Source organism: Hwangdonia sp., from assembly GCF_048381975.1.
Lineage (GTDB): Bacteria > Bacteroidota > Bacteroidia > Flavobacteriales > Flavobacteriaceae > Hwangdonia > Hwangdonia seohaensis.
In genome coordinates, this window is record NZ_JBLWYT010000001.1 from 757,638 (window position 1) to 777,851 (window position 20,214).

Annotated in this window: 20 protein-coding genes; 6 read left to right on the forward strand and 14 right to left on the reverse strand. The window is 36.3% G+C overall.

All coding sequences use genetic code 11. The features are described 5' to 3' along the window. The first annotated feature begins 38 nt into the window (after positions 1-38). Positions 39-530: a hypothetical protein gene (locus tag ACN5J7_RS03325; RefSeq protein WP_418602725.1), complete on the forward strand. Its 492-nt coding sequence runs from the start codon at positions 39-41 to the stop codon at positions 528-530. Positions 531-619: 89 nt separating this feature from the next. Here the strand turns inward: ACN5J7_RS03325 and lpxD are convergent, their stop codons facing one another. Further along, positions 620-1,615, reverse strand: coding sequence for a UDP-3-O-(3-hydroxymyristoyl)glucosamine N-acyltransferase (lpxD, locus tag ACN5J7_RS03330; RefSeq protein WP_311939613.1), 996 nt, complete (start codon positions 1,613-1,615; stop codon positions 620-622). 62 nt (positions 1,616-1,677) lie between these two features. After that, entirely contained in the window at positions 1,678-2,850 is a 1,173-nt protein-coding gene (locus tag ACN5J7_RS03335) for an LETM1-related biofilm-associated protein (protein ID WP_311939614.1), read from the reverse strand. 153 nt (positions 2,851-3,003) lie between these two features. Between ACN5J7_RS03335 and ACN5J7_RS03340 the strand changes: the two genes are divergently transcribed. The 3 genes from ACN5J7_RS03340 to ACN5J7_RS03350 all read left to right on the forward strand — a co-directional run bounded on the left by ACN5J7_RS03340 (position 3,004) and on the right by ACN5J7_RS03350 (position 5,672). Then, positions 3,004-3,651 carry a DUF4331 family protein gene (locus ACN5J7_RS03340; RefSeq protein WP_418602726.1) on the forward strand — a complete coding sequence of 216 codons (648 nt, stop codon included), beginning with the start codon at positions 3,004-3,006 and terminating at the stop codon, positions 3,649-3,651. A 115-nt stretch (positions 3,652-3,766) separates the two neighbouring features. Continuing rightward, the gene (locus tag ACN5J7_RS03345; protein WP_418602834.1) at positions 3,767-4,285 is read left to right on the forward strand and encodes a DUF4331 family protein; all 519 of its coding nucleotides are present in this window, start codon (positions 3,767-3,769) and stop codon (positions 4,283-4,285) included. 94 nt (positions 4,286-4,379) lie between these two features. Continuing rightward, complete coding sequence (locus ACN5J7_RS03350) at positions 4,380-5,672, forward strand: tetratricopeptide repeat protein (RefSeq protein WP_418602727.1); 1,293 nt, start codon at positions 4,380-4,382, stop codon at positions 5,670-5,672. 243 nt (positions 5,673-5,915) lie between these two features. Here ACN5J7_RS03350 and ACN5J7_RS03355 read toward each other — a convergent pair whose 3' ends face one another. Genes ACN5J7_RS03355 through ACN5J7_RS03370 form a run of 4 tightly spaced genes read right to left on the reverse strand, consistent with a single transcriptional unit; the run spans position 5,916 to position 8,647 of the window. Further along, positions 5,916-6,671 (reverse strand): DJ-1/PfpI family protein, encoded by a 756-nt coding sequence (locus ACN5J7_RS03355; RefSeq protein WP_418602728.1) that lies wholly within the window; start codon positions 6,669-6,671, stop codon positions 5,916-5,918. Positions 6,672-6,702: 31 nt separating this feature from the next. Next, entirely contained in the window at positions 6,703-7,503 is an 801-nt protein-coding gene (locus tag ACN5J7_RS03360; RefSeq protein ID WP_418602729.1) for an anti-sigma factor, read from the reverse strand. A 1-nt stretch (position 7,504) separates the two neighbouring features. Then, positions 7,505-8,035 carry an RNA polymerase sigma factor gene (locus tag ACN5J7_RS03365; RefSeq protein ID WP_418602730.1) on the reverse strand — a complete coding sequence of 177 codons (531 nt, stop codon included), beginning with the start codon at positions 8,033-8,035 and terminating at the stop codon, positions 7,505-7,507. 45 nt (positions 8,036-8,080) lie between these two features. After that, entirely contained in the window at positions 8,081-8,647 is a 567-nt protein-coding gene (locus ACN5J7_RS03370; RefSeq protein ID WP_311939626.1) for a superoxide dismutase family protein, read from the reverse strand. A gap of 126 nt (positions 8,648-8,773) precedes the next feature. Here ACN5J7_RS03370 and hemN point away from each other — a divergent pair, with 126 nt between their 5' ends. Beyond that, positions 8,774-10,138 carry an oxygen-independent coproporphyrinogen III oxidase gene (hemN, locus tag ACN5J7_RS03375; protein WP_418602731.1) on the forward strand — a complete coding sequence of 455 codons (1,365 nt, stop codon included), beginning with the start codon at positions 8,774-8,776 and terminating at the stop codon, positions 10,136-10,138. Between the two features lie 83 nt (positions 10,139-10,221). Further along, positions 10,222-11,055: a universal stress protein gene (locus tag ACN5J7_RS03380; RefSeq protein WP_311939630.1), complete on the forward strand. Its 834-nt coding sequence runs from the start codon at positions 10,222-10,224 to the stop codon at positions 11,053-11,055. Positions 11,056-11,344: 289 nt separating this feature from the next. On the opposite strand, the gene ACN5J7_RS03385 is transcribed toward ACN5J7_RS03380, so the two are convergent. The 8 genes from ACN5J7_RS03385 to ACN5J7_RS03420 form a co-directional block, all read right to left on the reverse strand. Continuing rightward, a complete protein-coding gene (locus tag ACN5J7_RS03385; RefSeq protein ID WP_418602732.1) occupies positions 11,345-12,046 on the reverse strand; it encodes a sulfite exporter TauE/SafE family protein in 702 nt (233 codons plus the stop codon). 11 nt (positions 12,047-12,057) lie between these two features. Further along, on the reverse strand, positions 12,058-12,504 hold the full coding sequence (locus tag ACN5J7_RS03390; protein ID WP_418602733.1) for a FixH family protein: 447 nt from the start codon (positions 12,502-12,504) through the stop codon (positions 12,058-12,060). Positions 12,505-12,604: 100 nt separating this feature from the next. Further along, positions 12,605-14,029, reverse strand: a complete 1,425-nt coding sequence (gene ccoG, locus ACN5J7_RS03395) for a cytochrome c oxidase accessory protein CcoG (RefSeq protein WP_418602735.1) — start codon at positions 14,027-14,029, stop codon at positions 12,605-12,607. 97 nt (positions 14,030-14,126) lie between these two features. Beyond that, a complete protein-coding gene (locus tag ACN5J7_RS03400; RefSeq protein ID WP_311939637.1) occupies positions 14,127-15,011 on the reverse strand; it encodes a cbb3-type cytochrome c oxidase N-terminal domain-containing protein in 885 nt (294 codons plus the stop codon). After that, complete coding sequence (locus tag ACN5J7_RS03405) at positions 15,008-15,193, reverse strand: CcoQ/FixQ family Cbb3-type cytochrome c oxidase assembly chaperone (protein ID WP_311939638.1); 186 nt, start codon at positions 15,191-15,193, stop codon at positions 15,008-15,010. The genes ACN5J7_RS03400 and ACN5J7_RS03405 overlap by 4 nt, the downstream gene beginning before the upstream one ends. Before the next feature lie 5 nt (positions 15,194-15,198). Then, on the reverse strand, positions 15,199-17,373 hold the full coding sequence (gene ccoN / locus ACN5J7_RS03410; protein WP_418602736.1) for a cytochrome-c oxidase, cbb3-type subunit I: 2,175 nt from the start codon (positions 17,371-17,373) through the stop codon (positions 15,199-15,201). Between the two features lie 5 nt (positions 17,374-17,378). Beyond that, on the reverse strand, positions 17,379-17,567 hold the full coding sequence (gene ccoS, locus ACN5J7_RS03415) for a cbb3-type cytochrome oxidase assembly protein CcoS (protein WP_311939642.1): 189 nt from the start codon (positions 17,565-17,567) through the stop codon (positions 17,379-17,381). A 199-nt stretch (positions 17,568-17,766) separates the two neighbouring features. Next, the gene (locus tag ACN5J7_RS03420) at positions 17,767-20,142 is read right to left on the reverse strand and encodes a heavy metal translocating P-type ATPase (protein ID WP_418602737.1); all 2,376 of its coding nucleotides are present in this window, start codon (positions 20,140-20,142) and stop codon (positions 17,767-17,769) included. Between the last annotated feature and the right edge of the window lie 72 nt (positions 20,143-20,214).

Genomic DNA, 20,214 nt, shown 5'->3' on the forward strand with positions numbered 1-20,214 from the left:
TTTTTGTCAAAACAATGTTTAACTAAAAAGGTAATGCAATGAAAAAGTATATATTATTTTTAACTATGGCCTTGTTGAGTGTGAGTTGTAATGGGCAAAAGGATACTAATAAAAAAGCAGAAATTAAAGACAGTATTGAAATAGCCATACAACAACCTAAAGGCTCTTGGAAGGTAGATAAAGAATTTGACGAATTCGGGAATTTAATACGATATGATAGTATATATTCTTGGTCTTCCAACAAACAGTTCGATGATTTGTCAACATTTGGGAAAGATAGTTTGGTGAAATCATTTGAGTCGAAATTTTTTAGAAACTTTTCCCAGTTTAAAAATCAAGGCTTTGAAGATATGTTTACATCAGATTCCCTATTTAGTAAACACTTTTTTAACGACGATTTTTTTGGAAGCGATTTTGGAAAAGACTTTATGGATATTGATAAAATAAGACAACAGATGGTAGAAAGACAAAAGAGGTTTTTGGAAAAATATCAGTCTGAATTTAATAAACCCGAAGACGAAAACGAATAAACACGTTTTGTTGAGAATAGTCATCGGATATGGATTGTTAAACATCAATCTATATCCGATTTTTTTTTTGTGAATTATATAAAACGTATTTAGTTGTTTTTCATAAAACGCCTAACGGCTACCCATTGTTTCAACATATCCCTCGCTTCTTGCGCTGGGTAACCCAAAACGGTTTGTCCTGCTTTTACATTGTTCATTACCCCAGAACCGGCACCAACGGTAGCCCCGGATTCTATGGTGGTGTGGTCTTTAATTGAAGCACTACCACCAATAATTACACCATCGCCCAAAGTAACGGAACCCGCAAGTCCGCTATGTCCTGCCATAATGCACGAGCGTCCCATAACGCTGTTGTGCGCTATTTGTACTAGGTTGTCAATTTTACAGCCATCACCAATAATAGTGGAACTGAATTTAGCACGATCAACACAGGAGTTTGCACCGATTTCTACATAATGCCCAATAATAACATTACCAATTTGTGGTATTTTAACCAATCCACGACCATCGTCACTTGGGCGATAGCCAAAGCCATCGGCACCAATACTTACGTTGGTATGAAAAATACAATGGCTACCAATAGTACAGCGTTCGCGAATTACGGTTCCAGACCATACTACAGTGTTATCGCCAATGGAGGTTTCATCAAAAACACAAACGTTTGGGTATAAAACAACCTCGTTTCCTAAAACAACATCTTTTCCAACATAACAGTTGGCGCCAATTTTACTGCCTTTCCCTATGGTTGCCGTTTTATGGATAACCGCAGTTGGGTGGATGTCAACTTCAAATTCTGGTGTTGAAGGATTAAATAGTTCCAATATTTTTGCCATGGCTAAATCGGCATTCTTCACTTTTATTAACGCCCGATTTTCTCCGGGTTCAACATTCAAATTGTCGTTTACAACGGCAGCACAAGCTTCTGAGTCGACCCAATGCTTAACATATTTGTTGCTTCCAATAAAGGTTATATGATTGTTCTTTGCATTTAGCAGTTGCTCTGGGCCATCAATTATTTGGTTTGTGTGCCCAATTAATTCACCTTTTAAAATGTTGTTTAAGTCGTTAATCGTGTAAGTTATCATATGTGATTTTAATGTTTAGATTGTTGTAAATCTAACAGAAATAAAATCAATAAACACATTTATTATTCTTCAATCCTATTATCATCAAAAGCCGATGGTAATAATTTAGGAATAAATTTAACCACTAAAGGCAGTAATAGCGCACCGCCCGGAAGTAAAAATATAGCAAGACTTGGTATCGATTTAAAAATATCCAAAAGTTGTTCTTGTACTTTTTTTTGTTCTTCTTTATTTAAATCCCTAACGGTAGATTGGGAAATAAGCACCATAAGTTCTTTGCTGCCAACCAATTCTTTATACAGTCTTTTGCTATTTCGGGAGATTAAAGTGGTAACCACTTTACTGGAATTGTCATAAAAACTTTTTACCACGTTTTTAGAGCTAAACAAGGCAATATTATCTTTATTTATGTTGTAAAAATCATTTACGGCTTTAATGGATTCGTTTACAGAAGACAAGCTAAGCTTTAAATCATTACCGAGTTTTAGCAGGAATTCCTGTTCTGACTTTTCTATAATCTTATCGCTCCAAGTTGCCATACAGGCTAAGTCAAGTATATACTTTTTTTGCTGCGGAGTTTTTATAAATTTGATAGCCGATTTGTAATCAACATGCGCTTTGTTCTCATAACGCAATGACGATTCAAAGAGTTTAATTAAACTTTCATCATATTCCGTTTTTTCTTTCTTTGAAGTGATTACGTTTAACGAAATGGCTTCAATACTGGCTTCTAAATTTTTCAGGTAATCCAATGAAAATCCATCGTTCTCAATAAAAGCTCGATATGCGAGCACATCAATATAAAGCAGGCCATTAATTAAAAAATAATTAAAGTTTTTAGTAATGATGTTGTCATCAATTTGAGTGCGTTTATGAATGATATTTTCCAATTGTTCGCTACTGGAAGAGCTTCCCAACAATTCCTTGAAAAAAGAAAGTTTATGCTCTCCAATTTCTTTATAGAAGTTTAACACACTGTCCAAAAAATTACTCTCATGATTCAGCTTTTGGTGTGTATATAAAAAAGACAAGCACAAATTTAGCTTGCACATTTCCGCTTCGGTTAAGTTAAACTCTTTAAAATGATTGTTTATTACTTTAAGATTGGTGCCGTAAATAAAACCGGTATCTCGCAGTATATTATAAAAACCATCCTCAGAGTAATTCAAAAATTGGGTATTACTTTCTAAGAACTTTAAAAGCTTTTTAATCCAACCTACGGATGATGGGTTCATAATTCAATTATATATAGACTGTAAAAGTAATCTTTTAGCTGAATAAGTGCGCAATTTATTTCTTTAACAAAATTTTAACAAAACCGCTCTTTTCTTTTTTCCGTAGGTATGCCTGAGAGTCAAAATTTAATAATCTCAAAAATATCAAAAATCATGAAAAATTTAAAAAAAGTATTAGGAATTGGAGTTATAGCGGTAGCTAGTATCTTCATTATTGCAGCCGATCATATTGATGCGCCAGCTGTACAAGGTGGTAATAGCGATATTACCGATTTTTATGCCTTTCAGGCCGAAGAGGTAAACAATTTGGTTTTTGTGGCCAATATTCAAGGCTTGTTAAGTCCAAGTGCAACATCAAGTGCCACGTTTGACGAAAATGTTTTAGTGGAATTTAATATTGATAACACGGGCGACAATGTTGAAGATTTAGTTATTCAAGCCATTCCCAGAAATGGTAAAATGTACTTCTTTGGCCCTGTAGCACCATCGCAAATAGGGTTGGCCAGTTCTATTGAAACCGCATCAACAGTTGGCGGCGTTGTAGATATTACAACAGGATCGAGCGCTATTGTTGCTACTAAAGGCGATATGAGCTTTTTCGCTGGTCCTCGCGATGATCCTTTCTTTATGGATTTTGCGCAATATTCGGCAATTATTGGAGGCACAGCAACCAGTTTTAATATGCCGGGAGCGGACACGTTTGCAGGTACCAATGTGATGTCTATTGTAGTTGAGGTTCCAAAATCAATGATTGGTGGTAGTGGAACTATTAACACCTGGGTTGAGTCAAAAAGAAAATAATATTTAATCGTTTATAAAATATAAAAACATGAAAACTTCAAAGAAATTTCACAACCACTTAAACCATTTAAGCACTGTGAGCAAAACTATAAAAGTATTAAGCGTCGCCTTCGCAATGTCGTTGGTAACATTTAATTGTACAAGTAATGATGACACCGTAATAGTAGAGGAAGCACCGGATTTTTCGGGTGTCTACATGCAAGAAGATCAAATGGGCAGGCCTGCCGTAAACACGGTATTTGTATCAGCCGCGGCAAAAGACCAGTTTAATGTAACCGCGCCATCAAACCAAAGTGCTGCTTTTCAAAGCATGTTTCAAGCTAATTTGGAAGGTTTGAGTCCCGCATTCGCAAACCCTGGAGATACTAATGCACTTGGGCAAACCTCGGCAGCATTTACAGGCCTTTTGGCTACCGATGTTTTAAACGTATCGCTTGACGGAACCACTACATTTTACGATGGCACCAATGTTTTAACTGGTCGTGCTTTGGCAGATGACGTTATAACGGTTGAGCTATTATTGATTTTTGGCGGCGAAGATTTTACCGAAAACCCTGGGTTATCAAACGATCACGTAGATGCCAACGATAAACCTTTTTTAACCTCATTTCCTTACTTAGCCTCACCATGGTAATGGCTACTTCATCAGGGTATATTAATTTTAGTATGCCCTGATATTTTAACCTGCACAATACAGTAACAAACAAAAACCACAAAAAAACAGAACAATGAAACCTATAAATCCATTAGTATTACTCGTGCTATTGCTACTAACCGCAAGCTGTAATACGGAATCGAAAAAAATCACAGACGCAACCGATTATAATTTTTATTTAGAAATTACTGAGAACGAGATGTTGCAACTCGTAAAGGAAGATTTGAAATTTTGGGAAAAAAAGTATGAAAAAGATCCAAATCAGTTTCCTTATTTATCGAAAATCGCGGCATCTCAATCTCAAATATTTGCTAAAACAGGACGCATTGAAGCTTTAATTGAAGCTGAAAAAAACCTGATTGAAGCAAACGAGTTAAGTCATTATAAAAAAGTAGGATATTTAAGAGCCTTGTCAAGAAATTACATTTCGCAACACCGGTTTAAAGAAGCATTACAATTATTAGAAAAAGCTGAAACTATAGGCGAAGGCGTGATAAGCACCCAAAAAATGTTGTTCGATGTGCATTTGGAATTGGGTAATTACCAATTGGCAAAACAATACTTAAATGAGATTATTGATACGTCGGATTTTGATTATTTGATACGCTTATCAAAATGGTCCGATCACCGCGGTAATTTAGATGCTGCCATAAAATATATGGAACAAGCCAAAGTCATTGCCGAAGCTTCAAACATCCCTTCTATAAAACAATGGGTTTATACAAATTTAGCCGATTATTACGGGCACGCTGGAAATGTTAAAGCATCTTACAATCATTATTTAAAAGCTTTGGAATTGAATCCTGAAGATGCCTATGCCAAAAAAGGCATTGCTTGGATTGTGTATTCCTATGAAAAAAATCCAGATGAAGCGCTTCGTATTTTAAACGCGGTGACAAAAACACACCATGCTCCAGATTACCATTTGTTAAAAGCTGAAATAGCTGAATATAAAGGCGATTCTAATTTAAAAGACACGCAATTAAAATTATATAAAGTGGCTTTAAACAATAACATGTACGGTGCTATGTACAATAAACATAATGCGCTTATTTATGCTGAAGATTCCAAACAAACCGTAAAGGCCTTAAAGCTTGCAAATACAGAAATTAACAACCGGCCAACACCACAATCTTACGATTTATTGGCTTGGACCTATTACAATCAAGGCGATGTTAAGGATGCTTTAAAAATTATGGAAAACCATGTAGTTGGAAAAACGTTTGAACCCGAAGCCCTGTTTCATTTAGCCCATATTTATAAAGCTAATGGTAAATGGGATGAGGTAAAAAAATTGAAAAAAGAATTATTGGAAAGTGCTTTTGAACTAGGCCCAATGGCCGCTCAAAAAGTACAAAAATTATAAAAAAGCTTTAAAAAAAGGGATTGAAGTGTTTGATTTTTTTGATGGTTGATTGTTTGGTTGAAAGTTGCCCGATTATAGAAATATAATTGGGCGCTTTCTTTTAACGGAAACATTTCACATTATTAATAAGTAAATTTTGCGGGATTTTAGTTTTAATAATAGAAATGGTCAGGGTTGTACATTGGTTTAAATCTTTTAATCAACTAATTATCTGTGAGAAATACACGTTATTTTCTAAAGCGCTTATTGGTTCCAGCTTTGAAGCCGGTCAAGATATAAATAGCTTTCGACAAACTTTCTGTGTTCTGCGCTAGTCATTTTTTCTAGTAAATTCAATGCAGAAATATAACTTGCCAAATTTCCGTTTGAAGAACTGAATTTTCCATCTTCTACAAAAGTTACTAAACTATCGTTTTGGACCCTTAAATTTGGGTAATCCTTTTGCAATTGTTTTCCTCCACCAATCCAAGTAACGATTTTCTTTCCGTCCGCAATTCCTGATGCACCAATTAATTTAGCTCCTGCACAATTGCTCACAATAAATTTAGTTTCTTTATTTTTCTCTTTTATAAAATCTACAATTTTTTTATTGTTAACTTGAGCATACATATCATAAGCACTCGGTACGAATAAAGCTGTTAATTTTGGGCAATCTTCAAATGTGTAGTCGGGAACAAATCGCATTCCTTCTTCTGTTGTGATTAAATTTTTCGTTTCAGCTATTGATATAACATTGAAAAGTTGTTTTCCGTCTTCGGTCGGTTTTGCGAACACATCAGATGTCGCAATTACTTCGCTTTGTAAAACCCCATTATACATCAAAAGTCCAATTGTAGGTAATTCAGCTTTGAATGGTTTTAGATGCTTAGTTAGCGTGTCCGGTTCTTTTTCAGAATAATTTAAATTTTCACTTTCGGAATTTGTTTTAGATTTCTCCGAATTACAACTAATCAGAATAGTCGCGAAAATCATTGTTATTAAGAATCCAAATTTTCTCATTTATCAAGTTTTCTTATGTAGTGCGCTACCGCTAACCAACCACACCCAAAGTATAAAGTTGTTCCATAGTTGGTGTTTCGCTTCCGCCGGCAGGTTCTAAAGTAATTCCAAAAGCTTCACTTTCGTTTAAGTTTTCAATTTCAAAGATTTTGTTTTCGTCTGTTGTAAAACTGTCAATAGTTCCTAAACTTGTTGGTGTAAGCGGACTCAGTTTTAAAGACCAAACCTGGTATACTTTGCCTTCGGGTGGATCGGGCAAACCTTGGGCATCTAAAAAGATCCGTTGTGTGTTTTTATCCCAATACACTTTGGCATACGTATTTGCAAAATCGCCTTGACCGGCCAAGGGCACTTCGGTAATGTTTTCATCCCTTAAAACCGATATTAAAGTATGGGCTTCTTCTAAATTGTTTCTGGCATCGGCAATCTGCATTTCTAAAATAGACTGCTGTGTTTTAGCTGTTTGAACCTCGTATTTTAATTGCTTATTTTGGTTCATTGCCCAAAATAATCCAGCCGCCAAAATTATGGATGCCGCCCAACCTGTGTAGGTTAGCCAATTGTATTTGGGTTTAGCTATTGAGATTATTTTAGCATCATTATTGCCACCAAAGCCTAAAGTTTGCTTAATACGGTCTAAAATATGCTTGGTGTCGCTTGGCGAAGTGGAAGCCGTTAACTTAACAATGGCAGCTTCAATATTTAAAACTTCTTGTAAAATTTCAGGATGTTGTTGCATAAGCGCATGCACGTCCTTGTTTTCTTTTTCAGAAAGTGCGCCAGCTACGTAAAGCTCTAAAATCCCGGATTCTATGTATGCGTTAATATCCATATTAATTTAAAACCATGCTTCGTAATTCCTTAATACAATTCCTGTTTCGGGTTTTAATAGTCCCAATGGGCATATTAAGGGTTTCTGATGCTTCGCTTTGTGTATAGCCTTTAAAATATAGCAGTTCGATAACTTCTATACATTTTTTAGCCAGTTTATCTACAAACTTTTTTATGCCAATGGCATCTGTTTTATTATCCAGATTATCGCTGGTTTCAAGTATATCTACGAAAAAATCGGAGTTGAGGTTTTGTTTAGAGTTCTTAAAATTTTTAGAACGTGTTTTATCAATAGCGGCATGTCGTGCTATGTTTAAAATCCAAGTAAAAAATCGGCCTTTTTCACTATTATAACTATCGGATTTATGCCATGCTTTTATAAAAACATCTTGCATAACCTCTTCGGCTATATCGTGGTCTCTAACAATATTATAGATAACACCATGCATGCTATGGCTATACATATTGTAAAGACTTTCAAAAGCTTTTTCGTCTTTTTGCTTAAAATTTGCTACTAAGGTTTCTAAATTCATTTAAGGTGTTTGCTGTTTGTGTTGTGGTTGTTTTCTAGATATTACTTACTCAATAATACCCGCACAACTAACTCTAGCACCAGCTGCCCCCGATGGTTGCGATGTAAAATCGTCTGCTCCAGCGTGTACAATAACAGATTTACCAATAATGTTTTTGTTGTCGTCTTCGCAACCAATACACCATTCATCTGTAGAAAATGTTATGGTACCGTTGCCGTTTTCGTCTGCTATAAAATTACCAATATCGCCTTTATGATACCCCGTCGCATCGCCCCATTTCCCATGTGGTTGTGCAGTCGGATTCCAATGTCCGCCAGCTGATGTGCCATCATCCGAAGTGCAATCGGCTTTTTCATGGAGGTGAATGGCGTGACTCCCAGGTTCTAAACCTTCAATAATGGCAGTCATCGTTACCGTGCCGTTTTCTTCTTTAAATACGGCATTGCCCGTAACGTTGCTGTTGCTTTTTGCATTTAAGGCAATTTTGAGTTTTTTTGGAGTTTCCACTTTTACTTCAACTGTCTCTTCAATGTTTTCAGTCTTTTTTTTATCGTTTTTACAAGCGAAAATACTTAGGGTTAAGGCGATTAAAAGGAAGCTTATTTTTTTCATTTTTATTACGTGTTTTAATTTATCCGAAAGTTAAGTAATAATTAACGAAATGCAAATATTCTGCATGACATATATCATATTTTATAGCTAAGTGATGTTGTAATTTTGCTGTATTAATAGTTAGGTATGTTAAGCAATTTAGTAAACAAATACAATATTGCGGGCCCTCGGTATACAAGTTACCCAACGGTGCCGTATTGGAATAATGAGACGTTTTCGTTGGAAAAATGGAAATCTTCTTTGGTAACATCGTTTAAAGAAAGCAACTCCAAAGAAGGTATAAGTTTATATATTCATCTGCCTTTTTGCGAAAGTTTGTGCACCTTTTGTGGATGCAACAAGCGCATTACAAAACAACATAGTGTTGAGTCGCCTTATATAAAAGCGGTTTTAAAAGAATGGCATTTGTATTTGGACTTGTTTGATGAAAAGCCAATAATTAAGGAGATGCACCTTGGTGGCGGGACACCAACTTTTTTTAGTCCGGATAACTTAAAATTGTTAATTAACGGAATTTTAAAGGATGCCGTAGTGGCTGAAAATTACGAGTTTAGTTTTGAAGGTCATCCCAATAATACTACAAGAGAGCACTTGCAGGCCCTTTACGATGTTGGGTTTAGGCGTGTAAGTTACGGTGTGCAGGATTACAACGAAACCGTGCAAAAGGCCATTCATAGAATTCAACCTTTTGAAAACGTAAAACGGGCAACGGATTTGGCACGTGAGATTGGATACACATCGGTTGGTCACGATATTATTTTCGGGTTGCCGTTTCAAACTTTAGAGCACGTAAAAGAAACCATATTAAAAACCAAGGCATTGCTGCCAGACAGGTTGGCATTTTATAGTTATGCACATGTACCGTGGATAAAAGGAAACGGGCAACGCGGTTTTAAAGACACCGATTTGCCATCGGCCGAATTAAAGCGCGCACAGTACGAAATGGGCAAGGAATTGCTTGCCGAGGTTGGTTACCACGAAATTGGCATGGATCATTTCGCATTAACCACAGATAGCCTTTATACATCGATGCAAAGCGGCAGTTTGCACAGGAATTTTATGGGGTATACGGCATCAAAAACACAGGCTATGGTTGGATTGGGTGTCTCTTCAATTAGTGATAGTTGGTATGGTTTTGCTCAAAACGTAAAGCGTATAGAAGATTATTACGAGTTACTAAAAGATAATAAAATACCGGTTTACCGAGGACATATTTTAAACGAAGAAGATTTAATTATAAGAAAACATATTCTTAATTTGATGTGTCAATTTAAAACCACATGGACACAAGATCAGCTTTATTTTAAAGAATTGCCGGAAACACTTTTACAATTAAAAGAAATGGAAGCCGACGGACTGCTTATTATAAACCCAAATAGTATTGAGGTTACAAAAGCAGGCCAACCATTTGTTAGAAATATTTGCATGGCGTTTGATGTGTTGTTGCAACGAAAACAACCCGATGTACAATTGTTTTCAATGACTGTTTAATTGAAAATTACGCCTCGATAATGTGGAGGTATAGATTATAAATTTTCATTTTCGCGAAAGTGGAAACCTAAAATAAGAGCCTTATGAAAAAAATTATTGTACCTATAGATTTCTCTGAACATTCAGAGTTTGCCTTAAAAGCGGCAGCTAAATTAGCCAAGAAAAACGATGCCAAAATTTATGCACTGCACATGTTGGAGTTGTCTGATGCGATACTTACCAACACGCCCGAGTCTATACATCCAGAGGCTTTGTTTTTTTTAAAATTAGCAGAAAAGAAATTCAATGAATTTTTGGATAAAGACTATCTAAAAGATGTAAAAGTTACTCCAATAATTAAGCACTTTAAAGTTTTTAGCGAAGTTAATGATGTGGCAGAAAAGCACGGGGCAGACCTTATTGTTATGGGGTCGCACGGCGTTAGTGGTTTAAAGGAATTGTTTATTGGCTCGAATACCGAGCGCGTGGTTCGCAACGCCAATATCCCGGTTTTGGTTGTTAAAAATGATTTGAATGAAGTTAATTTTGAAGACGTGGCCTTTGCCTGCGATTTCTCGGAAGCAACGATTAGCGCTTATTTAAAAGCTTCAAAATTATTTGAAAAAATGGGTGCCAAAATGTATTTGGTTTATGTGAATTTACCAAATGATAGATTTAAAAGTTCATTGGAAATTGAACGTCAGGTGGTCAACTTTTTCACTAAAGCCGATAGAAATTTAGACCGTATGAAAGATGTACATTATGTATCTGATTACACGGTTGAAGATGGAATTTTAAACTTTTCAATGAAAATGGGGGCCGACTTAGTTGCTGTTCCAACACATGGCAGGAAAGGCTTATCTCATTTCTTTCAAGGTAGCGTTGGTGAAGATGTGGCAAACCATTCCACCTTACCGGTTATTACGTTTAAGATTTAATTATTTATTTAAGAAGAAAAAGAGGCTGACTGAAAAGATAAAAAAATGTAGTTTGTCATTCTGAGCGCAGTCGAAGAATCTTATGTATCTGCTATCTAAGATATTTCGACTGCACTCAATATGACACTATAAATTACTTTTTTGTCCGCCTCTTTTTTTATGAATTTGAATGCAATTAACCTAAGTGTAATTTTTGTATTCAAATTAAAACATTCACAATTAATATTTAAAATAGCATCTTAAAACCTTGCAGGATATGTGTCCATTATTACTAATCGGTTTCAAGTTGTTAATGGCACTCTATATCACCAGAAGCTATTTCGGTAATTGGAGCGGGAGAGAGGTACGGAATACCCAGGCCCAAACCCCGAACAATAAACAACAAACCAATTACCACAACAAATACAGGAATGGCTTTTTGTATGCGTTGTTTAATGGTGGTGTTTAAAAATTTCCCTAAGTAAATAGCCGAAGTCATCAGCGGAATTGTGCCCAAACCAAACAGCATCATATACAAACTACCTTGCAAAGCATTTGCTGTTGTTATAGATGCAAAAACAGCCATATACACCAATCCGCAAGGTAAAAATCCGTTTAAAAAACCAATGGTTAAAAAGGTGTCGGCCGTTTTCTTTTTTAAGGCTTTTCCTAAAGCGGATTTTACTTTGGAAATAATTTTATAAATAGGTTTCGAGAAATTATACTTATTAAAGGATTGTACGGGTATCAAAACCACAACAATCATTAAAACACCTATGACGATAGACAATTGTTGTTGTAAACCAAAAATGTATAGGCTTTTGCCAACCAAACCAAATACGAGTCCGATGAGGCTATAAGCCAATAATCTGCCAAAATGATAAACTGAAATTTGTATTACTTTTTTAGCCGAATTACTGCGGTCTACAGGTAGCATAAATGCAATAGGACCGCACATGCCAATGCAATGAAAACTTCCTAAAAGACCTAAAATAAGCGCTGACCAAAGCATGGTTTTAAAGTTTAATACACAATTTCTTTTTTGTAGAGATACGATTTTCCGCTATATTGCCAATCAACTATAATGTTCCAACGACCATCCAATAAACGCTTGTCAGGTATGAGCAAATTGTGGTTTGACAGTGAAATAGCAGTTTCAAAGTCAAATTGTTTATTAGATGGTCTATATAGGAACACTTTTCCTGTTATTTTTTCAGCTTTTAAGGTTTCTGGAAATGTTAAAACAATGCCTTTATCGGTTTTCTTCCATTTTATATTCGTTTCTAAAGTATTAGCGTTTTTTTGTTTTTCAATATCATTTTGAACTTGTAATTCTTGTTTGTAATAATCTTCAGTAACCAAGTCGTGGTCGTACTTACTGTCTGTATTCATAGTAATAATAAAGTACATGATAAAGCTTATAAAACCTATAAACGCCAATACAATTCCTGTTCCCCAATTAAACTTCATAATCTTACTTCCTGCAAAAGCAGGAATCTTTTTAATTAAACTTTATTTTTTTTCAGATGAGTGTACTGCCTACTGAAGACCGAACACTATTAACTTCTTTTTAATTATAACTCCGTGGTGCTAAAAAGTTTACCGTTGTGGTTTCAATTAAATCGTCGCCACTGTACACATCAATGGTTAATTTGTTCTTATCGCCTACCAACTCACTTTTATCGATTTCAATAAACAGTGTCCCTTCGGCCAACCCTTGCTCGGGTACAACAAAATTACTATTAGCTGAAACCAAAATAATGTCACCTTTATATTTTCTGAGTTTAAAGCTTATGTTTTCAATTTCCCTGGAGGTTTTGTTAACCAATTTATAAGTAAAAACGTTACTGATTATGTTGCCTTCTTTATGTTCGTACAATTGCCCTGGTAATCGTAAAACCCGTGCTTCAACATCGTTACGTAATAAAAGCATGCCTATTAAAAGCCCCGTTAAAATAGTGAGTACGGCTATGTAGCCTTTCATTCTGGCGGTAAGCTTGAACTTTTCTTTTTTCTCTATTTCATTTTCACTTGCATATCTAATTAAACCTTTTGGGAGGTTGATGCTTTCCATTATATGGTCGCACTCGTCAATACAAGCAGTACAGTTTACACATTCTAGTTGCGTACCGTTTCTTATATCAATTCCCGTTGGGCAAACGTGCACGCATTGAAAACAATCGATACAATCGCCATGGCCAAGGGCTTCACGGTCTTCGTTTTTTCTGTATTTTTTTCTACCATTTTTACCTTCACCGCGCTTGTGGTCGTAGGCAACAACGATTGATTTGTTATCAAGCAAAACACCTTGTAATCGGCCGTAAGGACAAGCAATAATACACACTTGCTCCCTAAACCAAGCAAACACGAAATAGAATACTGCCGTAAAAATAATAAGCGGAAACAACGTACCTAAATGCTCGAAAGGTCCAGCAGTGATATATTTTATTAGTTTATCGCTGCCTATTAAATAGGCTAAAAATATATTGGCAATTAAAAACGAAATGATCAAAAATATGGACCATTTAAAAACACGTTTTCTTGTTTTTTCGGCATCCCACTTTTGTCTGTCTAGTTTGCGTTGTTTGTTTCGGTCGCCTTCAATCCAATATTCAATCCGACGGAAAACCATTTCCATAAAAATGGTTTGCGGACAAATCCAGCCACAAAAAATTCGTCCGAAACCAACAGTAAAAAGCGCGATGAAAATAACGCCAATTAGCATGGAAATAACGAATAAATAAAAATCCTGAGGCCAAAACGGAAAACCAAAAATATTGTAACGGCGCTCTAAAATATTGAACATTAAGAACTGGTTGCCGTTAATTTTTATAAACGGTGCGGCAAACAAAAAAGCCAGCAAAACATAGCTGACTATTTTGCGCTTTTCGTAATACCTACCGCTTGGTTTTTTTGGATATACCCAAGCACGCTTCCCTTCATCGGTAAGGGTACCGATGCTATCTCTAAATGATTCGTTTTCTGGAGTTTCCAAAGTGTTGTTTTTATTTTGTCAGACCTGTTAGTCCCAACGTTTCGGATTAACAGGTCTGTCTTTTCTATTCAAATGGCTAAATTAGCAAGCATATGGTTTATTCGTTATCGTCGGGAACCCAAATATCGCCTTCGGCTGCTTTTGGTTCTGCGGGTGTTGTACCTTGAAATTGCAGCACATAACTTGATACTTGGGCAATTTCGGCAGGTTTTAAACTTTGTTTCCAAGCAATCATGCCTTTTCCGGCACGACCACCTTCCGATACGGTTTTAAACACGTTTTTAATACCGCCCCCTAATATCCAATGCTCGTCGGCAAGGTTTGGGCCAATACCGCCACCGCCATCGGCTTTATGGCAGGCCACACAGTTAAGGTCGTAAATGGCTTGTCCCGCTTTTAAATCGGATGCATCGGTTAATAGTTCAACGGTATTAAAATCAACTAAATCCTTAGCTGTTTTTTTATACTCTTCAATATCTATTTTTGCCTGTGCTATTTTAGCTTCCAATTCTTGATATTGATTAGGGCCGCTAAAAACATGGTACCTTAATAAGTAAACAGCGGCAAAAACAATGGAGGCGTAAAAGCCCCAAAGCCACCACGGTGGAAGATTGTTGTCCAATTCCTTTATGCCATCATAATTGTGGTCTAAAATAATTTCGTGCTCTTCTTCAACTGGTTTTTGCCCCAATAATTTTTTATACGTGTTTTTTATCCACTTAAATTCCGGTGCTTTACTTCTTTTGGCATCATATCTAGCTTTAGCTTCTTCATCTAAACTCTGATATAAAATATTATCGACAGATGCCACAATAGCCTCCATGGCGATAAGCACAAATAGTATTAACAATAAAAACAACAATACGATGGGCTGCTCTATAAATGCTGGTTGATCTGCAGAATCAACAAAATATTCAACAAGTCCGAAGATGATAAAAAATACAACAGGTACTCTTACCCAAGATGGTATTAAATTTCTCATAGTTCAGTTTGGTTTTGGTTATCTAATGGTAAGTTACTTACTTTGTTTATGTAGTCTTTTTTAGCAGTAAATACCCACCAAAACAGAGCTACAAAAAAGATGAAAAATATAAGTAAGGAAATGATTGGGTATATTTCTATACCTGTAATACTTTCCATATGGTTTTTTACAAATTTTAGCATGGTGTTTAGTTTTGAGCGGTTTCTACTTTAATATCGGTTCCTAAGCGTTGTAAATAGGCGATAAGGGCTACAATTTCGCGATTTCGCATTTCTACAAAATCTTCGCCACCTGCTGCTTTATCGGCTTCGTAAGTTTCAGCAAAATCGGGGTCCGTATATAGGTTATTCTCAATTTGAGTGCCTTGCTCCAACATAGCCTGTTGTGCGTTGTCTATATCTTCATCTGTATAAGGCACGCCTAAAGTGACCATGGCTTTCATTTTTGTTTCGGTGTTCGATTTGTCAAGTTCATTTCTAACCAACCATTGGTACGCTGGCATTATAGAACCCGATGATGTGCTTTGTGGGTCGTACATGTGGTTTAAGTGCCAGTTATCAGAGTACTTTGCGCCTATGCGGTGTAAATCCGGTCCTGTACGTTTACTGCCCCAAAGGAACGGATGATCGTACACATATTCCCCGGCTTTTGAGTATTCGCCGTAGCGCTCTACTTCACTTCTAAATGGTCGAATCATTTGTGAATGACAGCCCACACAGCCTTCGCGGATGTAAATGTCGCGCCCTTCTAATTCCAAGGGTGTGTATGGTTGTACGCTGCTTATTGTTGGTATGTTGGATTCTACCATAATGGTTGGCACAATTTGAACTATACCACCAATTAAAATGGCAATGGTCGCGCCAATAGTTAATTTTATAGGTTTACGCTCTAACCAGGTGTGCCAGCCTTCGCCCGCAGTACGGTGTTTTGATACGTTTTGTAAAGCAGGAGCTTCAGCCAATTCGTCTTCTACTTTGCTACCATTTACAACGGTTGCAATAACGTTGTATATAAGGATTAACATCCCTGTTAAAAACAAGGTTCCACCAATGGCACGCATCCAATACATAGGCATTATTTCGGTAACGGTTTCTAAAAAGTTTCCGTAGGTTAATGTGCCATCAGGATTAAATTGTTTCCACATACTCGCTTGGGTAAACCCTGCAACATATAACGGTAGGGCGTACATAATAATTCCTAAAGTGCCAATCCAGAAATGTAAATTTGCCAATCCTATGGAATATAATTTGGTTTTAAACAATCTTGGAACCAAGTAATAAATCATTCCAAAGGTCAAGAATCCATTCCAAGCTAAGGCACCAACGTGTACGTGGGCGATAATCCAATCGGTAAAGTGGCCAATGGCATTTACGTTTTTAAGTGATAACATAGGCCCTTCAAAAGTTGCCATACCATAACCGGTAATTGCTACCACCATAAATTTTAAAACGGGGTCGGTTCGTACTTTATCCCATGCACCGCGTAAGGTTAGCAATCCGTTTATCATACCACCCCAAGAAGGCATTAATAGCATGACTGAAAATGCAACGCCCAAGTTTTGAGCCCATTCTGGTAGGGCTGTGTATAAAAGGTGATGTGGTCCAGCCCAGATATAAATAAAGATTAATGACCAAAAGTGAATGATTGATAACCTATAAGAATATACCGGTCTGTTTGCCGCTTTAGGAACAAAATAATACATCAATCCTAAAAACGGAGTGGTTAAGAAAAATGCCACGGCATTATGTCCGTACCACCATTGTACCAAGGCATCTTGAACACCGGCATACACCGAGTAGCTTTTCATGGCACTCACAGGCACTGCTAAACTATTAAAAATATGAAGCACCGCAACGGTTACAAAAGTGGCAATATAAAACCAAATAGCAACGTATAAATGGCGTTGTCTTCTTTTAAGAATAGTACCAATTAAATTCCAGCCAAAAACCACCCAAATTACAGCAATGGCAATATCAAAAGGCCATTCCAGTTCGGCATATTCTTTTGATGAAGTATAGCCTAAAGGTAGTGTAATTGCAGCGCCAACAATAATAAGTTGCCAGCCCCAGAAGTTAATTTTACTTAAGGCATCGCTAAACATTCGTGCTTTAAGTAAACGCTGAGACGAATAGTAAACACCAGCAAAAATGGCATTGCCCACAAAGGCAAAAATAACAGCATTGGTGTGCAATGGTCTTAAACGACCAAAACTTAACCACGAAATGCCGTCGGTTAGATTAGGGAATAAAAACATAAATGCCAGCAGTAAACCTACTAACATCCCCACAACACCCCAAAGCATGGTGGCATATAGGAAATTTTTAACGATTTTGTTATCGTAATGAAACTGTTGTACTTCCATAATAATTAATTGGTCTTTTTAGTTTTTAACGTTGGTTTTGGTTGATTTTTTACAAGCTCATCTTCAAAAAGCATGCGAACGGAAGGTGTATAGCTGTCATCAAATTGCCCTTTTTTAACCGCATAAATAAATGCCAAAAAAAACACGATAGCAACAACTATGCTAATACTCAATAAAATATATATAACACTCATACCTAATTTGAAGTTACGGAACAAAAATAGTTTTATGCCTTTTTCGAAAACATGACTTTTGTCATGTTTAAGTCATTCTTTTTAATGTTTACCCTTTTTACATTGATGATATTTTTATCCTTTATGTAAAAAAACTACTATTTTTTCTAAAAATAATTCTTTTTATCATAAATACAAAAGAATAGGGTTTACATATTTTCTATTCTAATTTTCTGCCTAAAATATTTGTTGCAATGGTTGTAAATACCACAATGCTTATAGAGCTTAAAGGCATTAATATGGCTGCCACTACCGGGGCCAATTGCCCTGTGGTTGCAAAATAAAGCCCAATGATATTGTAAATAAACGATAGCGCAAAGCTCCACTTGATGATCTTTATAGCAGATTTTGAAACCTTTATGTAATTGAATAATTGATTGAATTTTGAAGCATCTAAAATGGCATCGCAAGCCGGTGAAAACACGTTTACGTTTTCTGAAATGGCTATACCAACATCACTTTGTGCCAGTGCGCCGGCATCGTTTAATCCGTCGCCAATCATCAAAACTTTAGCGCCTTCGGTTTGATGGTATTTTATGTATTCTAATTTATCTTCCGGTTTTTGGTTAAACAACAACTTGGTTTTTGTTGGCAGCAATTTTGTTAAATTATCTTTTTCGCCCGCATTATCGCCAGAAAGAATAACCAAATCGTAATCCTTTTTTAGGGTGTTGAATAATTGCGATAAGCCTTTTCGGTAGGCATTATAAAATGTAAACTTCCCTTTGTATTGGTTATTTGTGCTAACGTGTACCGTGGTGTTTAAGGTTGTTGCATCTGTGGTGTGGCCCACAAAAGGCGCAGAGCCTACTTTAATCTGTTCTTGTTTGTACTGGGCTTGAATGCCTTGGCCTAGGTGCTCTTCAAAAGTATCCAACGATACAATATTGTGTTCGCTTAAAAGATTGTACAACGAGCGGCTTAATGGGTGGTTGGAACCTCGCAACGTGCTTTTTAAAAGGGATTCTTCCGAGGCTGAAAGTGTTTCACCTTCATAATTTATTCTTGTTTCCTTATTTGCCGTTATGGTGCCTGTTTTATCAAAAATGATGGTATTTATTTTTGCCAACTGCTCTATCACACTGGCATTTTTCAGATAGAATTTTTTCTTCCCCAGAATCCGTAAAATATTCCCAAAAGTAAAAGGTGCAGATAGGGCGATGGCGCAGGGGCAAGCAATGATTAAAACCGATGTAAAAACGTTTAACGCTTTGCTGGAATCTATAACCAACCAATACGAGGTGGCTACCAAAGCAATTAATAAAATAGTGATTGTAAAACGTTTGCTAATGCGGTTTGTAATGTCTGTAAAAGCCAATGCTTTATCGGTTTTAAAAACATCGTTGCTCCAAAGTTGAGTAAGGTAACTTTGCTCTACCGATTTTAAAACATCAACCTCAATAGTGCCATTAAGTTGTTTGCCACCCGCAAATAGCTTATCGCCAGATTGTTTCGCCACGGTTTTAGATTCGCCAGTAACAAAACTATAATCTATACGGGCGTTTCCTTTAATTAAAATGCAATCTACCGGAATTAGCTCTTCGTTTCTAATAAGTAGGCGGTCGCCTTTTTTAATATCGTATACTTGGGTAGATTCTTCATCACCTTCCGGTGTTATTATTGTAATCCCGATAGGGAAATACGATTTGTAATCGCGCTCAAAAGATAAGAACGAATAGGTTTTTTGCTGAAAAAACTTACCCAATAACATAAAGAAAATAAATCCGGTTAAACTATCAAAAAAACCAGAGCCGATATCGAGGATGATTTCAGCGGAACTTCTTATAAACAATACCGATGCCCCAAGCGCAATGGGCACATCAATATTTAAAATATTTGCGCGTAATCCTTTATATGCCGAAATAAAATAATCTTGTGCCGAGTAAAAAATAACGGGCAACGAAAAGGCAAACATGAGCCACCTAAAAAGGTATTTGTATTGTTCCAACCAAAATTCGCCCACTTCAAAATACTCCGGAAACGACAAAAACATCACATTCCCAAAAGCAAAACCGGCAATACCCAATTTGTAAATAAGCGATCGGTCTATTTCTTTTTTGCCTACGCTATAATCGTCTAAACTTATATAAGGTTCGTAACCAATACTGCTAAGTAATGTAACGAGGTTTTTTAATGTAAAGGTGGTGGAGTTGTAAGTAATCCTGACGGATTTTTCTCCAAAATTGACCATGGAAGCACTTACGGAGGCATTTAATTTGTTCAAATTTTCAAGAATCCAAATACACGAACTGCAATGAATGTTGGGAACGTACAAGTTAACAACCTGCGTTTCCCCATCATTAAACTCCAGCAATTGCTCGATAATTTTAGGGTTTTCTAAAAAGTTGTATTTGCCCTCAACATCTTTTGGCGTGGTTCCTGGCGCTTGTTGTAAATCGTAATAGCACGTTAAATCGTTTGCAGAGAAAATTTCGTAAACAGTTTTACATCCATTACAGCAAAACGATTTGTCATCATATTTAATTTCAGTAAAAGTCGCCTCTAAACCACAATGAAAACATGTGTTTTTGCCCATTATATTTGCTCATTTATACCTTTTGCAAAACTGTAAAGTTAATGAGAAATTTAATATGATATTTGTCATGTT

Bases quoted from the DNA above. Each gene is read 5' to 3' on its own strand.
- ACN5J7_RS03325 (WP_418602725.1), top strand. From the start codon at position 39: ATGAAAAAGTATATATTATTTTTAACTATGGCCTTGTTGAGTGTGAGT.
- lpxD (WP_311939613.1), bottom strand. From the start codon at position 1,615: ATGATAACTTACACGATTAACGACTTAAACAACATTTTAAAAGGTGAA.
- ACN5J7_RS03335 (WP_311939614.1), bottom strand. From the start codon at position 2,850: ATGAACCCATCATCCGTAGGTTGGATTAAAAAGCTTTTAAAGTTCTTA.
- ACN5J7_RS03340 (WP_418602726.1), top strand. From the start codon at position 3,004: ATGAAAAATTTAAAAAAAGTATTAGGAATTGGAGTTATAGCGGTAGCT.
- ACN5J7_RS03345 (WP_418602834.1), top strand. From the start codon at position 3,767: ATGTCGTTGGTAACATTTAATTGTACAAGTAATGATGACACCGTAATA.
- ACN5J7_RS03350 (WP_418602727.1), top strand. From the start codon at position 4,380: ATGAAACCTATAAATCCATTAGTATTACTCGTGCTATTGCTACTAACC.
- ACN5J7_RS03355 (WP_418602728.1), bottom strand. From the start codon at position 6,671: ATGAGAAAATTTGGATTCTTAATAACAATGATTTTCGCGACTATTCTG.
- ACN5J7_RS03360 (WP_418602729.1), bottom strand. From the start codon at position 7,503: ATGGATATTAACGCATACATAGAATCCGGGATTTTAGAGCTTTACGTA.
- ACN5J7_RS03365 (WP_418602730.1), bottom strand. From the start codon at position 8,035: ATGAATTTAGAAACCTTAGTAGCAAATTTTAAGCAAAAAGACGAAAAA.
- ACN5J7_RS03370 (WP_311939626.1), bottom strand. From the start codon at position 8,647: ATGAAAAAAATAAGCTTCCTTTTAATCGCCTTAACCCTAAGTATTTTC.
- hemN (WP_418602731.1), top strand. From the start codon at position 8,774: ATGTTAAGCAATTTAGTAAACAAATACAATATTGCGGGCCCTCGGTAT.
- ACN5J7_RS03380 (WP_311939630.1), top strand. From the start codon at position 10,222: ATGAAAAAAATTATTGTACCTATAGATTTCTCTGAACATTCAGAGTTT.
- ACN5J7_RS03385 (WP_418602732.1), bottom strand. From the start codon at position 12,046: ATGCTTTGGTCAGCGCTTATTTTAGGTCTTTTAGGAAGTTTTCATTGC.
- ACN5J7_RS03390 (WP_418602733.1), bottom strand. From the start codon at position 12,504: ATGAAGTTTAATTGGGGAACAGGAATTGTATTGGCGTTTATAGGTTTT.
- ACN5J7_RS03400 (WP_311939637.1), bottom strand. From the start codon at position 15,011: ATGAGAAATTTAATACCATCTTGGGTAAGAGTACCTGTTGTATTTTTT.
- ACN5J7_RS03405 (WP_311939638.1), bottom strand. From the start codon at position 15,193: ATGCTAAAATTTGTAAAAAACCATATGGAAAGTATTACAGGTATAGAA.
- ccoN (WP_418602736.1), bottom strand. From the start codon at position 17,373: ATGGAAGTACAACAGTTTCATTACGATAACAAAATCGTTAAAAATTTC.
- ccoS (WP_311939642.1), bottom strand. From the start codon at position 17,567: ATGAGTGTTATATATATTTTATTGAGTATTAGCATAGTTGTTGCTATC.
- ACN5J7_RS03420 (WP_418602737.1), bottom strand. From the start codon at position 20,142: ATGGGCAAAAACACATGTTTTCATTGTGGTTTAGAGGCGACTTTTACT.